We start from the raw sequence: 13,765 nt of genomic DNA, 5'->3' as shown, positions 1-13,765 counted from the left end.
ATACATTATTGTAAGGAACAACAAAGGAGGAACGACCATTGGAAGCGATAACAAAAGGGATATTCGTCAACGGCAGATGGGAGGTGAAGCCGCGCAGCTATCCTTTGCATGCTCCTTACGACGGAAGGCTGCTGGCCCATATCAGCAAAGCGGACGCCGCCGATGTGGAGGCGGCGATAGCGGGGGCGCACCGCGCCTTCGGGGAGATGCGGAAGATGCCTGCTCATCAGCGCGCCGACATTTTGTTCAAGGTCGTACGGCAGCTTGAGGAGCGGAAGGAAGAGGCGGCGCGGCTGCTGGCGCTGGAGGCGGGCAAACCGATTCGCACGGCAAGAGCGGAAATCGGCCGCACGATTGCGACCTATCAATTTGCCGCGGAAGAGGCTAAGCGCATCTACGGCGAGACGATTCCGATGGATGCGGCTCCCGGAGGGGAAGACCGGCTTGGCTTCACTTGGCGCGAACCGATCGGCACGGTGGTGGCGATCTGCCCGTTCAACTTCCCGTTTAACCTGGTGGCTCATAAGCTGGGCCCGGCCATTGCCGCAGGCAACACGGTCGTGCTCAAGCCGGCGGAGCAGACGCCGCTCAGCTCGCTGTTCATTGCGGAGCTGTTCCAGAAGGCCGGGCTGCCGGACGGCGCGCTGCAGGTCGTTACAGGAAGCGGGCGGGAGCTCGGCGACGCGCTCGTGCTGGACGAGAGGGTCAAGAAAATTACGTTTACCGGCAGCTCGGAGGTCGGCAAGCAGATCAAGGCCAAAGCGGGGCTGCGCAAAGTAACGCTGGAGCTTGGCTCCAACTCCGGCCTGATCGTCGAGCCGGATGTACCAGTCGAGACGATCGTTCCGCGCTGCGTGGAAGGCGCCTTCGCTTTTGCCGGACAGGTGTGCATCTCGCTGCAGCGCATTTATGTTCATGAATCGATCTACGCCGAATTTGCGGAGCAGTTCATCCGGCGGACCGGACAGCTTCGGATCGGAGATCCGCTGGACGAGCAAACCGATCTGAGCGCGATGATTCATGAGCGCGAGCTGGCCCGCATCGACGAATGGGTGCAGGATGCGGTACGGGCCGGGGCGAGCATCGGGTGCGGCGGCCGCCGGGAGCAGTCGGTCTACTTGCCGACGGTCATGCTGGATGTGAAGCCGGATATGGCGGTGTCCTGCAAGGAAGTGTTCGCTCCGATCGTATCGATCGTGCCGTACCGCGAGCTGAGCGAGGCTATCGCGATGGTCAACGATTCCGTATACGGGCTCAACGTAGGCATATACACCCGCAACCTGACGAACGCATTCCAAGCGGCCCGCGACATTCAAGCCGGCGGCGTAATCATTAACGACATTCCGACGTTCCGGGTCGATCATATGCCGTACGGCGGCGTCAAGGAAAGCGGCTACGGACGCGAAGGCATCAAGTATGCGGTGCAGGAGATGACCGAATTAAAGTTCGTTACGATGAAAACCACATTATAGGAGGAAATGAACATGTCGAATATTATTAAAGCCCGCCCTAAGCTGTACGTTATGGATAACGGCCGTATGAGCATGGATAAAAACTGGATGATTGCAATGCACAACCCGGCTACGATCAACAATCCGAATGCGCCGACGCAGTTCGTGGAATTTCCGATCTATACGGTATTGATCGATCATCCCGAAGGGAAAATTTTGTTCGACACGTCCTGCAACCCGAATTCGATGGGGATCGAAGGGCGCTGGGCCGAATCGACCCAGCAGACGTTCCCATGGGTGGCGAGCGAGGAATGCTATTTGCATAACCGGTTGGAGCAGCTGAATGTAAGACCCGAGGACATCAAGTATGTCATCGCCTCCCATTTGCATCTGGATCATGCCGGGTGCTTGGAGATGTTCACGAACGCTACGATTATCGTTCACGAGGATGAGCTGAACGGCACGCTGCAAACGTACGCCCGCAACGAAAAAGAAGGCGCTTATATTTGGGCGGACATCGACGCCTGGATCAAAAACCATCTGCAGTGGAAAACGGTCAAGCGCAGCGAAGACAATCTGGAGCTGGCCGAGGGCATTAAGGTCGTTAACTTCGGCAGCGGCCATGCTTGGGGCATGTTGGGCCTGCATATCGAAATGCCGGAAACGGGCGGGATCATCCTCGCATCCGACGCCATCTATACGGCGGAAAGCTACGGCCCTCCGGTCAAGCCGCCGGGCATTATATACGATTCCCTCGGTTACCGGAACGCGGTGGAGAAAATCCGTACGCTGGCAACGCGAACGAATTCCCAGGTGTGGTTCGGCCACGATGCCGATCAGTTCAAACAATTCCGCAAATCCACCGAAGGATACTACGAATAAGAATAAGGAGGCTTTCATCATGACCGTGTCCAAATTGGTCTGCACGCCGGTCAGCTATGTGGGCTGGGGCGCCTTGGAGCAGCTGTGGCCTGAAGCGGCCAAGTTCGATCCGTCGCGGATTTTGCTGGTAACCGATGCGTTTCTCGAGAAAATGGGAATGATCGATCCGATTGCCGCCCGGCTGAGGCAGGAAGGCTGCGACGTGCAAATTTACACCGATGTCGTTCCCGAGCCGCCTCTCGAAATCGGGGAAAAGCTCGTCGCCTACACCCGCGAAGGAAAATTCGATCTGGTAATCGGCATCGGAGGAGGCAGCGCGATGGACCTGGCGAAGCTGGCCGCGGCGCTGGGCACCCATGAAGGCTCGGTTGCCGATTATTTGAATCTGACCGGAACGAAAAAGCTGGAGCATAAAGGACTGCCGAAAATACTCATTCCGACTACCTCGGGCACCGGCTCGGAAGTCACGAACATCTCCGTGCTGTCTCTGGAGACGACGAAGGACGTGGTCACGCACGACTATTTAATGGCCGACGTGGCGATCGTCGACCCGCAGCTGACCCTCTCGGTTCCGCCGCGCGTAACGGCCGCAACCGGAGTGGATGCGCTTACGCACGCTATCGAAGCTTACGTCTCGGTGAATGCGAGTCCGACGACCGACGGCCTGGCGCTGCAGGCGATCCGTCTCATCAGCCGTTCGCTCCGCCGGGCCGTAGCCGACGGGCAGGACAGGCAGGCGAGGACGGATATGAGCTACGGCAGCAATATGGCCGGAATCGCTTTCTTCAATGCGGGGGTTGCCGGCGTGCACGCGCTCGCTTACCCGCTCGGCGGACAGTTCCATATATCGCATGGGGAATCGAACGCCGTGCTGCTGCCTTACGTCATGGGATATATCCGCAGCAGCTGCACGAAGCGGATGGCCGACATTTTGCAAGCGATGGGCGGCTATGCCAGCTACATGTCCGAAGAGGAAGCTTCCCGCAAATGCGTCGAGGAGCTGGAGCGGCTCGTTAAGGACGTAGGAATTCCGAGCACGCTGCAGGGCTTCAACATTCCGCAAAGCGCGATAGACAGCTTGACGGAAGACGGCGTTCAGCAGAAGCGACTGCTGGCGCGCAGCCCGCTGCCGCTTCATAAGGAGGACATCCGCGCCATTTACCAGTCGGCGTTCGACGGAGCGGTTCCGCAAAGCTAAGCATAACCGGCGGGGGCTGGTACGACGACGATCTATCGGATTTAAACCAACGTCCTAATGGATCAAATCAAAGAAGCCTTTCGGCGCCGCAGCGGGAGCGGAGCCGGAAAGGCTTCTTTTCTTGCCGTTTCCTCCGGTTTATTTGAGATGGACGATCGTTTGCAGCTGTTTGCCGTTCGGCGCTTCAATGACGACGGTGAAGCCCGCCATGTCGCCGTCTCCGGTATAAGCAAGAACGCCTGTATTCGGATCGACGCTGACGGTATCGTTGCCGTCGGCCGTTTTATACACGATGTCTTTTACGTAGAACATAAGGTTCAACGCTTTCACATGCGTCGCCATAGCGTCATTCTTATAGGCCGAGCCGTATTGGTCGATGACGGAAACTTCGCCCATGAGCGAGTAATCCCATATTTTCTTGCCGGTCAGCTTGGCGTAGCTAGTTTCGGCATAGGCTTTCGGCACCGACGTTTTGGCGATGTCCAGCGGCTGCTCGCTCGTCTTCATATCCAGGCGGGCCGTCTTGGAGCCGCCGGCGGTACGGAAGATGGTGGTGATTGTCGCCGAGCCTTCTTTATCGCCGATTACGAAATATTTGTAATTCGGCACGGCCGGCGTTCCCGAATTGACATAGACGGCACTAGCTACCGACGGATTGGAGGACGTGATGGCTCCTGCCGCGCTGTTCAGCCAATAGGAAGGAAGCTGTACGGCTTGTCCGCCTTTTTTGGCGGAAAGCACGACTTCCTTGGCCAGCTTGATCCGGTCCTGGGCTACGCCATAAGCGCTGACGGTCACGGTAGCGTCGTCGATCCGTTTTTCGCGGTAAGCGTCAACCGCTGCAAACAGCGTATTGTTGACGGCCGTATCCAGTTTGACGTCATACGCGATATCGGATTGGGTGCCGTCGATGACTTCGACGGTCCGGGTGAGGCGGGCCAATTCCTCGACCTTGGAAGAGCCCTTGTCGTTCTCGACTTTGACGAGCGTCAGCGTAAGCTGGTACGTGCCCGTTTTGTTGGCGTCGGCTCTGAAGGTCAGTTTGCTGTTGTAAATATTGCCGATGTTGAGGCCGTACGTATTGCCGGCTTCCGGCTGCTGGAACGTCTCGTCGATCAGCTCGCGCTCCCGTTCGCCGTCCGGGGACGGGTTGCTTTTGCGAAGGGCGTCCAGCGCGGTTTTCAGCGGCCCGGCCGTCGGATAAAAGGCGCCGTTATCTGCAGGCTTGCCGGTATTCGTAAAGCTGGCGTGAAGCTTGTACTCGGCATCCTTGCGCACCTTGGTCGCATCGGTATCGTCCGCGAGGGCGGCGATATACTCGTTGCTGGCGTCGCGAATCAAGTCGCCGTACTGATCCTTGATCAGGACGACGAGGCTTTCCTCGGCATCCTGCACGTAGATGGGCGCCAGGTCGGTCTTCAGCATGAACTGGGCGGGATAACGTTCCTTTTGCACGTTTAAGTTCAGAGTAGCTTGCTTATCCGTGCCTTGCAGCCGAACCGTCACGGTTCCGCTGCCCTCCTTCAAGCCGCTGATGATGAGCTTGCCTTGCGAGTCGAGCCGCACGTCCGCGCCGCTGCCGAACGTATCGTACACGTCCAGCTGATCGGCTCCCAGAGCGATCTCGTTGGAGGTTAACGCTGCGCCTTGATCGTCCTTCACGATGAGAGGAAGCACGACGTTCTTATCGCCGACGGCGACTGTCTTGCTGAAATCGGCGAATTGCACCGAGAAAGGCGATTTGACGACGGATAAGGCCAGCTTCTTCGTCACCGACTGGCTGGAGCCGAGAGCATAGAGCGTAATTTCCGATTCTCTGGCTTGGTCCGCGTCGATGCCGCCGCCGATCTTCAGCTCGGGAAAGCCGTCTCCGTCTTCGTCAAACCAAGGGTTGTCTTCGATCGTCAGGATGGAGCTGTCTTTGGCGGTCACATGGACCCCGCTCGGGGTGTTCAGCCCGTAGGCTTTGCCGTCCTTATCGGTTTCGTCGACGGCCATGACCGGTATGCCGTACTGGTCGAAAGCGCGGATTTGCAAATAAGCCGACGAACCTGAGATCAGCTTCTGGACGGAGCCCGGGAACCGTATTTCGCCCGCTTCAATGCGGGTGACGAGAGGGAGGTCTCCGACCGTGAACGTTTTTTGGGCGGACAAGCCGGTGCCGGAGTGAAGAATGCTGACGGCAACGCGGTCGTTGGTTTCTTGATCCGTCAGATCGAGCTTGATCGCCTGTTCGCCGGGCACGGCGGTATAAGAAGTCCGCCCCGTGTTAATCTCGAATTGGCCGGAAGAGAAGGAAGCGGCTTCCCCGTATTGGTTCAGGGCGCGAAACGCCACATACGCATTGCGTGCACGCGGCAGCGTATCGCCCGCCGTCGCAAAATCGATGGAGACGAGCTTCTCCTGTTCAACGGCAGCTTCGGCTGTCGTCTTGCCTGCGTCCGCCGGGTCAAGTCCCTTCAGCTCGACGGAATAATTTCCGGCCGGGAGCGGCGCATTGAATACGATGTCCGCGCCTTGTCCGTTGTCTTGAACCGTCGCTTTTCCTTCTACCGGCGTTCCGGAACGCTTCACCACGAAGGAAATCTTATCCGGCTCTGCGGGCCGAGTCCATTGCACATGCAGCTTTTTGGCTCCGGTAGCCTTAAATTCTGTAATCGACAGCGGACCCGAGTTCGCGGCTGCGAGGGCGGCGAGCTTATCGTCCGCGGCGGCAAGCGACAAGGTGAGCGCTTCCCGTGTTGCCACCCCGGTATAGTCAGGATAGGGGCCGAGCAGCTTCTCTTGCAAGGCTGTGGCGACATAGCCCGCCGCCCACTCGGAAGTTGGGCCTACGGCGGAGGCGTCCGCTTCGGCCGCAGGCATCAAGCCGAGACCGCGAACCAGGGTGGCTGCGAGCTGCTCCAGGGTTACCTTGCCTTCGGGATCGAACGTCCGGTCGCTCGTGCCTTCCATCATTTTGGCGGCCGTGACCGCTTCGATGTATCCCTGCTGTTGAGCCCAATGACCTCCGGTATCCGTATAGGACGGGGTGCCGGTTTTCGGCTGCAGCTTTAAGAGGCGGACAAGCACGGCGGCAAATTCGGCCCGCGTCATAGGACGGTCGAGTCCTGCGGAGCCGTCTTCGTAGCCTTCAAGCACCCCTTTTTGCTTTAGCGTCTCGAATGCTTTCGCCGCGTCCGGCCGTTCGACAGAGCGGGCAGAGTCGGCCCATCCGAGAGTAGGGGCGGCGAGCATAGCCGTCATAGTGAGGCTGAGTACAGCTGCAGATAAGTGATGCGTTCGTATTCGCATGAAACATTCCTCCTGAATCATCGTCGATGTATGCGTGTATATAATTGATAGAGATAATCATTATCATTATAAAAAGGGCATGACGAAGTCAGCCCATGCAGCGCGGAACCGTATTTAAGACATACGGCCCCGGGTGAGCCTGCTTCTTTTTTCAGTTATAGGCGGCGCAAGCCGCAGTGCATCAGTTGGACAGTTTGTCTACGGCTGCCTTCAGGAACTGGAATTTACTCCAGGAAGCGCCGCCTTGCGCCAGAGGGTCGACGACATTGACGAATACCTTGTTGTTTTTGGCTGCATTCGTGCTTTTCCAGAGCGGGTTGTTCTGAATCTCTTCGAGCACTTTAGGCTTGTCTTTGTTCTCGTCTTCAGAGAACTGCACGAAGATTGCGTCGGGATTCATCGCGCTGAATTGCTCCATCGAGATCGTCTGCTGCGCTTTGGCCGCTTTAATTTCGTCCGGAACGGCAAATCCCAGCTCGCTGTACAGCGTCGGATTAAAGAATACATCCGCAGGATAAATATTGAGGGAGTTGCTGCGAACTCGCACCGTGACGACCTTTTTATCCTTCCATTTGTCGCCCAGCTTAGCCTTGGCCGCCGCAACGTCCTCTTTATACTGCTTCAGCACCTCTTCGGCTTTTGCTTCCTTGCCGGTTAACTTGCCCAGCAGGCGCAAATTTTCTTCCCAGTTTGTCGCAATATGGGAGACGGGGATCGTCGTAGCGATCTTGGACAATTTCTCTCCTACGTCGGCAGGGAATTTGGTCGAGCTGAGGATGACGTCGGGCTTCAGCTTAAGAATCGTCTCCATATTCGGCTGCATTTTTTCGCCGATCGATTGCGTCGAGCCCGTAATCGGCTTGAACATATCCGGGAACTTGCCGCCGGTAGTAATGGCTCCCGTCGGCTGCACTCCCAGCACGAGCGCGTCTTCCATAGCCTCCAGCGCGCCTGTGATGACGATGGAGCCGCTAGGCGCATTGACCGTGTAGGATGTGCCCAAGTAACTGATCGATTGCTTGCTTGGCGAAGCTGTCTTCTCCTGCGCTGCGCTTCCTTGCGTCTGCTGGCCCGCTCCGGAATCTCCAGCCGCAGGCGCAGGGCTCTTGCCGCATGCGGTTAACGCCAGCACGAGTGCGGCGATGCAGAACGTTCGTAGTCCTTTTCTCATTTTCGTATGTTCTCCCCTTATGCTATTGATAATCATTCTCAACGTTCATTATAGAGGAACGCTTAGTCCGCCACCATATACGAAATCCTGATTTAGGATGGACGATTTCCGGTTAACAGAAAGAGCGTTTCATCAATTTTTTAAACAGATCGACAAAATACTTAGGGCTTATATCGGCTAGACGTGTCAGTTGTTCGATGGAAAGATTGTGCTGGTAGTGGGTTTTCATATAGTCCCTGGCCCGTTCGAGGGCCGACAGCGAATCCTCTTCCGTTCGGCCGCTCGCTTTCATCGTCGTATACAGCAATTCCTGGAACAGCATTTGCGCCCGGAACCGTTCCAGCCGATCCGCGCTTTGCCAGAGCGAATGAATCGTTTGGCACAGCGCAGCGGAGCCCGCCGCCGATGAGAAAGGAATTTCTCCTCTGCCCAGCAGCAGCGAATCGCCCGGCTCTACCCGCAAAACCTCACCGCTCGCGGGATCGGGCCGATAGACGTCGAAGCGCAGCAGGAACAGCCCGAGCCCTTCGGCCGGGTCCGCCGAGGCCCCGTAAGTTTCTCCCGGAGGAACCGCATACACGCGATCCTGGCGCAGCAGGCAGGAGCGATTGCCTATGAGCAGCCGGCCTTGTCCGGACGCGACGGCGACGAGGACCTGCGATTCCGTAAATCGAGGCTCCATCTCCCACCCGCCGGCGCCTTTGACCGGCTCGATTTCCTTAAGCATGATCATGAATTCTTCCTTCTTCTCCTCATGAGTTAGCGGAGGCTCGATGGATTGTCGGGCGTACATGCGGCTTCACCTTCCATATAATATAGCGGGTTTATCCAATCGGTGATAATGATTCTCATTCACGTTTTAGTAGTATAGCAACTGGCTTTGCGATTGACAATAAGTAGTTTGCCAAAGAAAAGGGGATATCAGGTTATCAAACTTTATTTTTCCAGAAAGAAGAGAGCTTATGACGGAAGAAGGACATTTATTGTAAAAATGTATGCAGATGCTTGTCCTGCCTCGAATTATACGCTATGGTAATAGTACCTAAACAATTTCTGAACAAACCCGAAAAGCACCTAACAAGATGCTCCGGGGCTGCCGATACAAATATAAAACCGGTTATGCGTGGAGTGGTGATACAGCGATGAAAGCCATGTTGGTTGACGATGAGAACCTCGCTTTGCTGCAGCTTCGCAAGATGCTGAAGGAGATCGACGGCATAGAAGTGACCGGCGCCTATCAAGATGCTATGGCAGCGATTGAAGCGGCCAAGGCGGATGCGCCGGATGTCGTATTTTTGGATATTCATATGCCGGAAATCTACGGTCTCAAGGCGGCGGAGATGCTGCAGGAGATTTGTCCTGACATCGAGATCGTATTCGTCACCGCTTATGACGATTACGCCGTTCAGGCATTTGAATTAAATGCCCTCGATTATGTGCTGAAGCCCGTGCGGCGGGAGCGTCTGACAAGAACGGTGCAGAGGCTGCTCCAGCACGCGGGAGATCACCCCAAAGCGCCGCCGGCCAGCCGCGTCGCGCTGATCCGGTGCTTGCAGACGATGCAAATCGAGCTGCCGGGACTCGGTCCGGAGACGGTCAAATGGCGCACCTCCAAAGCGCAGGAGCTGTTCGCTTACCTGCTGCACCATCGCGGCCAGCTCGTCCGCAAAGGGGCGCTGCTCGACTTGCTGTGGCCCGATTTCGATATTCCCAAGGCGACGACGCATCTGTATACAACGATCTATCAGGTTCGGCAGGATTTGAAGCGGATGGGCGTAAATATCGAGATACGAAGCTTGAGCATCAAGGAAAGCTATGTTCTGGATGCGAGCAGGGTGCGTATCGATGCCGACGAATGGGAGCAGGAGCTGCGGCGGCTGGAGCCGCTGTCTGCGGCTAATGTTTATGAGCATCAGCGGGTGATGGATCTGTATGCGGGAGATTATATGGCCGATAACGACTACTTGTGGGCCGAAAACGAACGGCAGCGTCTCCGAATGCTCTGGCTGCAGCACGCCCAGCGGCTCGGCGACTATTACGTTCAGCATGAGCGGCCGAGCGAGGCTATTGCAGTTTTTTTGCGAATGCAGCAGCAGTATCCTTACTATGAAGGCAGTTATTTGGCGCTAATGAAGCTTCATGCCTGGTTTAAGGACCGCGCAGCGGTAGAAGAGCAGCACAGGCTGTTAAGCCTTGTTCTGGAGGAACTGGACGTCGCTCCGAATGAGAGCATTTCGCAGTGGTACACGGAATGGAAGTCGCAGAGCGCCCAGCTGTAAGAAGACGTTTCCGCAGGCGCTGTCGCTTTCAGAGGCGAACGCTATCGCTTTTCCAGATTCAAATGGCCCTTCCGCTCGTTTTTCACCGCATTTCTAGTTATCACCGTAAAGTACAAGCAGCTTTCCCTGCGGGGGAGGCTGCTTTTTTATTGCGATTTGTTCCGGTTGTTCATTTTTTGTTCAGACCGATCTGATTGAATATATAATAGATGGAGTTTCATTGCGGGCGGAGAGCGGATTGGAGTTTGGGTTCAGAACGACGGCTGACGGAAGCGGATGGAACCGAAAGAGAGACAGGGAGTGACGGTATGGTTGGTGGAGCTCCTGACCGGCAGGATAGCGTGCAGACCGCGGTATATATGGAGATATTGAAGAAGAAGATCAAGAACGGACGGATGTTCCAAGTGTTTCGAAGCCAAGTCGGATTCATGCGCAGGCTGACGGCCGGAGAGACGGAAGAAGTGCGGAATACGTTTATCGCGGAGGGGATAGCGCTTTTTCGCGAAGCATGCCGCGCCGTGCTGAAATGCAGCTTATGTCAGGAGGAGTTTCAGTTCAGACATTGCCGGAATCCGGGGAAGGCGGGCGGAACCGTTCATGCGGTTGAACTCGCCTGCGCCTGCTGCGGCGACGTGTTTACGCTGGCCGAGGACCGGGAGCGCATAACGTATTTTAACAGCTTTGTAATGAAAAAGGTGGATTCGCTTAGAGACAGAAGCGACAGGCTTGCCGTTAAAGTATGCATGGGCGGCCTCAGCGAGCCGGCTTTGCTGTGCGTATACCAAGATGACCGGCGTCCGGTCTTGTGGATCGACGTGCAGCAATTTCGGCGGCCTGACGCCGTTCAGCCGTATTGGACCCAAGCCAGCGACATTGTTGAACGGCTGGAACTGGACCGGGGAGATTAAACCGTCGGGGGAGCGGTCCCGGGGCGGCGGCCCGTCCGTACCCCAAACAAGCATCGGCTTCGACAGCCGATGCTTGTTTTCTTTGCTTGTAGATGCAGATGACCAACCGGAACCGGCCGCTCCCCGGCAAACCGCCGTTACGCTTGGAAAATCCGGTCGATCGCTCCGATTTCCTCCGGCGTCAGCTTAACTTCCAGCGCTTTTAAGTTGTTGATCACCTGTTCGGGGCGCTTCGCTCCGGGAATGAGGGCGTCGATGGAAGGGCGGGTCAAGTACCAGGCCAGAACGACGTGGGCGACCTCCGCCTGCTTAGCGGCGGCGATCTCGCGGACCTGCTCTACCTTGCCGAGATTGCGCAGGAACGCTTCGCCCTGGAACAGCGGATTTTTGGCCCGGCCGTCCTGAAAGGTCGAATCTTTGGTGTAGGCGCCGCCCAAAAGCCCGGAAGCCAGCGGGAAGTAAGGCACGAAAGAGATGTTCTGCTCCTCCGTATAAGGGAGGATCGCCTCCTCGACGCCGCGGCGCAGCAAGTTATATTCGGATTGCAGCACATCGACGTATCCGTCCTTGTTGGCTTCCTTCAATTGGTCGATGGAAAAGTTGGAGACGCCGATTGCGCGGATGAGCCCTTCGGCCTTCAGCTTATGCAGCGCTCCCACCGCTTCATCCTTAGGAGTGCTCTCATCCGGAAAGTGTATGTAAAATAAATCGATGTAATCGGTTTGCAGCCGCTTCAAGCTGGCATGAACCGACTCGACGAGGAAGGCGGGGGAATTATCCTTCAATGTTTGCCCGTCGACGAATTTATGCGCCGCTTTCGTCGCGATGACGGTGCCGCTGCGGCGGCCCGTTTCCTTCAGCACTTCCCCGATCAGCTCCTCGGAGCGTTCCGGGCCGTAAATGAACGCGGTGTCGATGAAATTAATGCCATGCGCCAGCGCCGTCCGGACGACGTCTTTTCCGGTCTCGTCGCTCAGATTGGGAAACAGATTATGCCCGCCGACAGCATTGGCTCCAAGCCCGATACGATTCACATACAAATCCGTCTTGCCGATACGCGTTTGTTCCATGAATGAGTCATCTCCTTAAGATATGGCTGGATTATGGCTTGCCCTCTTATTATAAATCTAAACCGATCCGAATGGTATGCAAAAAACACGGCCCTCCAGAAGGAGAGCCGCGCTCTTTTCAGGTGCGCCCGCATGGGCGATAACTAGGCGGTGAAAGTCCACTACAGGCTTGGTAGTAGGAACTGTTAGCTGAAGGTAAGGGTGTCGGCCGCGAGGCTGAATCTAAAGGAAACCGGAGGCAAACCCTCGGTCTGACGAACAGAAATCACATAGAAGCGAACCCCGAGTTTCGCGCCGCTAAGGGCTGCAATCAGTCCGCTGCGACCGTCTTGTCGGTAATTTCCTGCCAGATTTCATCGCGAATCCGATCGACGATTCTGAAATCGATGGATTGAATATAAATCTGCTCCAGCTTGTTGCGCAGCGCCTTGCCTTGCGCCAGAAACTGCATCGCTTCGCTCATCTTGGCGGAGTACCGCAGTTTGATGCCGCTTAGCGCTTCTGCGTGTTCCTCGTCGGTGCCGGGCTTGATGCAGTGGGCGTACATATCGATCACCGAGTCGCCTGCGCGTTCGGGGAAATATTCGTGGGGCGCAGTGCTATCGAAGATCGCGAAGCCGAGCTCCCGCACAATGACCATATCGAGGCTGTTCGGATCGAAGCCGCAGTGATAGATTTCGACGTCGAAGCCGCGCTGGGTGGCTGCTGCTGCCAGCTTCTTCAGCATCGTCGACTTGCCGGAGCCGGGCCGGCCTTTAACGAAATAACGTTTGGCCAAGCCTTCGGTCAGATTAGGAACGAAATCGACGGCCCCTTTGGGCGTAGCCGCTCCCAGAAACCGGTGGTCGATCCGGCTTTCCTTGTCCAGCTTCAGGTCCCGGAACAAAATATCCGTATACTCGTTTGTCAGCTCGTCGGCGGCTTGAAAATCCATATTATCGACATATATTTTTTCCCATTCGTCGTGAATCCGCAGCGCTTCTGCGAAGCAGGCATAAGCGGATTCGTACGTTTGCGCGATGCGGCCGTTCAGCTCGGCGATGTCTTCCCTGCGCCCGCTGAGCTGCCGCGCATCCCATGCCGTGCCGAGATTGACATATTGCTCTACCGCTCCGGGCAGCCGCGGCTCGATAACATGCGGAGCCGTGCCGTCGACGATGCCCAGCTTCAGCTCGGGAACGACGACGCCGTCCAGGGAATTGTTGTCGGAGGCGCAGTGAATGAACCAAATATCGTAGCCGCCGGCGGCCAGCTCGCTGCCGATGGAACGGATCAAGGTCGATTTGCCGGTGCCGGGTCCCCCCTTAAGAATATAGACGCGATCCAATCCTTGCAGCGAGGACTCGAACAAATTGGCGAAGCCGCGGGCCGTATTGCCGCCTGCATAGAAATTCGTAATGGTTCCGGACATAAGAACACACCTTTCTGTGACGGATGATCTTGCTAGCCTAGTTTCATCGTATTACCGATCCGCCCAAAAGGTGCATTCTTTTTGCCCGGCCCGGCCGAACC

The 13,765-nt window shown here is 56.5% G+C and carries 10 protein-coding genes; 5 read left to right on the top strand and 5 right to left on the bottom strand.

The annotated features are described in order from the left end of the window. Positions 1-38: 38 nt before the first annotated feature. The 3 genes from N0M98_RS03340 to N0M98_RS03330 are packed head-to-tail and all read left to right on the top strand — an operon-like array spanning position 39 to position 3,531. The gene (locus tag N0M98_RS03340; protein ID WP_259616954.1) at positions 39-1,472 is read left to right on the top strand and encodes an aldehyde dehydrogenase family protein; all 1,434 of its coding nucleotides are present in this window, start codon (positions 39-41) and stop codon (positions 1,470-1,472) included. Between the two features lie 12 nt (positions 1,473-1,484). Then, on the top strand, positions 1,485-2,333 hold the full coding sequence (gene ahlS, locus N0M98_RS03335; protein WP_249860011.1) for an AhlS family quorum-quenching N-acyl homoserine lactonase: 849 nt from the start codon (positions 1,485-1,487) through the stop codon (positions 2,331-2,333). Positions 2,334-2,352: 19 nt separating this feature from the next. Then, positions 2,353-3,531 carry an iron-containing alcohol dehydrogenase gene (locus tag N0M98_RS03330; RefSeq protein ID WP_249860010.1) on the top strand — a complete coding sequence of 393 codons (1,179 nt, stop codon included), beginning with the start codon at positions 2,353-2,355 and terminating at the stop codon, positions 3,529-3,531. Between the two features lie 138 nt (positions 3,532-3,669). On the opposite strand, the gene N0M98_RS03325 is transcribed toward N0M98_RS03330, so the two are convergent. The 3 genes from N0M98_RS03325 to N0M98_RS03315 all read right to left on the bottom strand — a co-directional run bounded on the left by N0M98_RS03325 (position 3,670) and on the right by N0M98_RS03315 (position 8,789). Further along, the gene (locus tag N0M98_RS03325) at positions 3,670-6,825 is read right to left on the bottom strand and encodes an S-layer homology domain-containing protein (RefSeq protein WP_259616953.1); all 3,156 of its coding nucleotides are present in this window, start codon (positions 6,823-6,825) and stop codon (positions 3,670-3,672) included. A gap of 181 nt (positions 6,826-7,006) precedes the next feature. Next, positions 7,007-7,996, bottom strand: a complete 990-nt coding sequence (locus tag N0M98_RS03320; RefSeq protein ID WP_249860008.1) for an ABC transporter substrate-binding protein — start codon at positions 7,994-7,996, stop codon at positions 7,007-7,009. A gap of 112 nt (positions 7,997-8,108) precedes the next feature. Next, positions 8,109-8,789 carry an AraC family transcriptional regulator gene (locus N0M98_RS03315; RefSeq protein ID WP_249860007.1) on the bottom strand — a complete coding sequence of 227 codons (681 nt, stop codon included), beginning with the start codon at positions 8,787-8,789 and terminating at the stop codon, positions 8,109-8,111. 349 nt (positions 8,790-9,138) lie between these two features. Between N0M98_RS03315 and N0M98_RS03310 the strand changes: the two genes are divergently transcribed. Both N0M98_RS03310 and N0M98_RS03305 read left to right on the top strand, forming a co-directional pair. Continuing rightward, a complete protein-coding gene (locus N0M98_RS03310) occupies positions 9,139-10,275 on the top strand; it encodes a response regulator (RefSeq protein ID WP_259616952.1) in 1,137 nt (378 codons plus the stop codon). A gap of 308 nt (positions 10,276-10,583) precedes the next feature. Next, on the top strand, positions 10,584-11,183 hold the full coding sequence (locus tag N0M98_RS03305; RefSeq protein WP_259616951.1) for a hypothetical protein: 600 nt from the start codon (positions 10,584-10,586) through the stop codon (positions 11,181-11,183). A 137-nt stretch (positions 11,184-11,320) separates the two neighbouring features. Here N0M98_RS03305 and N0M98_RS03300 read toward each other — a convergent pair whose 3' ends face one another. After that, complete coding sequence (locus tag N0M98_RS03300) at positions 11,321-12,253, bottom strand: aldo/keto reductase (RefSeq protein WP_259616950.1); 933 nt, start codon at positions 12,251-12,253, stop codon at positions 11,321-11,323. A 310-nt stretch (positions 12,254-12,563) separates the two neighbouring features. After that, positions 12,564-13,664 carry a PRK06851 family protein gene (locus N0M98_RS03295; RefSeq protein ID WP_259616949.1) on the bottom strand — a complete coding sequence of 367 codons (1,101 nt, stop codon included), beginning with the start codon at positions 13,662-13,664 and terminating at the stop codon, positions 12,564-12,566. Positions 13,665-13,765 lie beyond the last annotated feature (101 nt).

Origin of the sequence: Paenibacillus doosanensis (genome assembly GCF_025060755.1) — a bacterium.
Lineage (GTDB): Bacteria > Bacillota > Bacilli > Paenibacillales > NBRC-103111 > Paenibacillus_S > Paenibacillus_S doosanensis.
This window is presented reverse-complemented; position numbering and strand designations above follow the sequence as displayed.

What these genes read in the sequence shown, in the direction of transcription:
- ahlS (WP_249860011.1), top strand. Translation starts at nt 1,485, where the DNA reads ATGTCGAATATTATTAAAGCCCGCCCTAAGCTGTACGTTATGGATAAC.
- N0M98_RS03330 (WP_249860010.1), top strand. Translation starts at nt 2,353, where the DNA reads ATGACCGTGTCCAAATTGGTCTGCACGCCGGTCAGCTATGTGGGCTGG.
- N0M98_RS03325 (WP_259616953.1), bottom strand. Translation starts at nt 6,825, where the DNA reads ATGCGAATACGAACGCATCACTTATCTGCAGCTGTACTCAGCCTCACT.
- N0M98_RS03320 (WP_249860008.1), bottom strand. Translation starts at nt 7,996, where the DNA reads ATGAGAAAAGGACTACGAACGTTCTGCATCGCCGCACTCGTGCTGGCG.
- N0M98_RS03315 (WP_249860007.1), bottom strand. Translation starts at nt 8,789, where the DNA reads ATGTACGCCCGACAATCCATCGAGCCTCCGCTAACTCATGAGGAGAAG.
- N0M98_RS03310 (WP_259616952.1), top strand. Translation starts at nt 9,139, where the DNA reads ATGAAAGCCATGTTGGTTGACGATGAGAACCTCGCTTTGCTGCAGCTT.
- N0M98_RS03305 (WP_259616951.1), top strand. Translation starts at nt 10,584, where the DNA reads ATGGTTGGTGGAGCTCCTGACCGGCAGGATAGCGTGCAGACCGCGGTA.
- N0M98_RS03300 (WP_259616950.1), bottom strand. Translation starts at nt 12,253, where the DNA reads ATGGAACAAACGCGTATCGGCAAGACGGATTTGTATGTGAATCGTATC.
- N0M98_RS03295 (WP_259616949.1), bottom strand. Translation starts at nt 13,664, where the DNA reads ATGTCCGGAACCATTACGAATTTCTATGCAGGCGGCAATACGGCCCGC.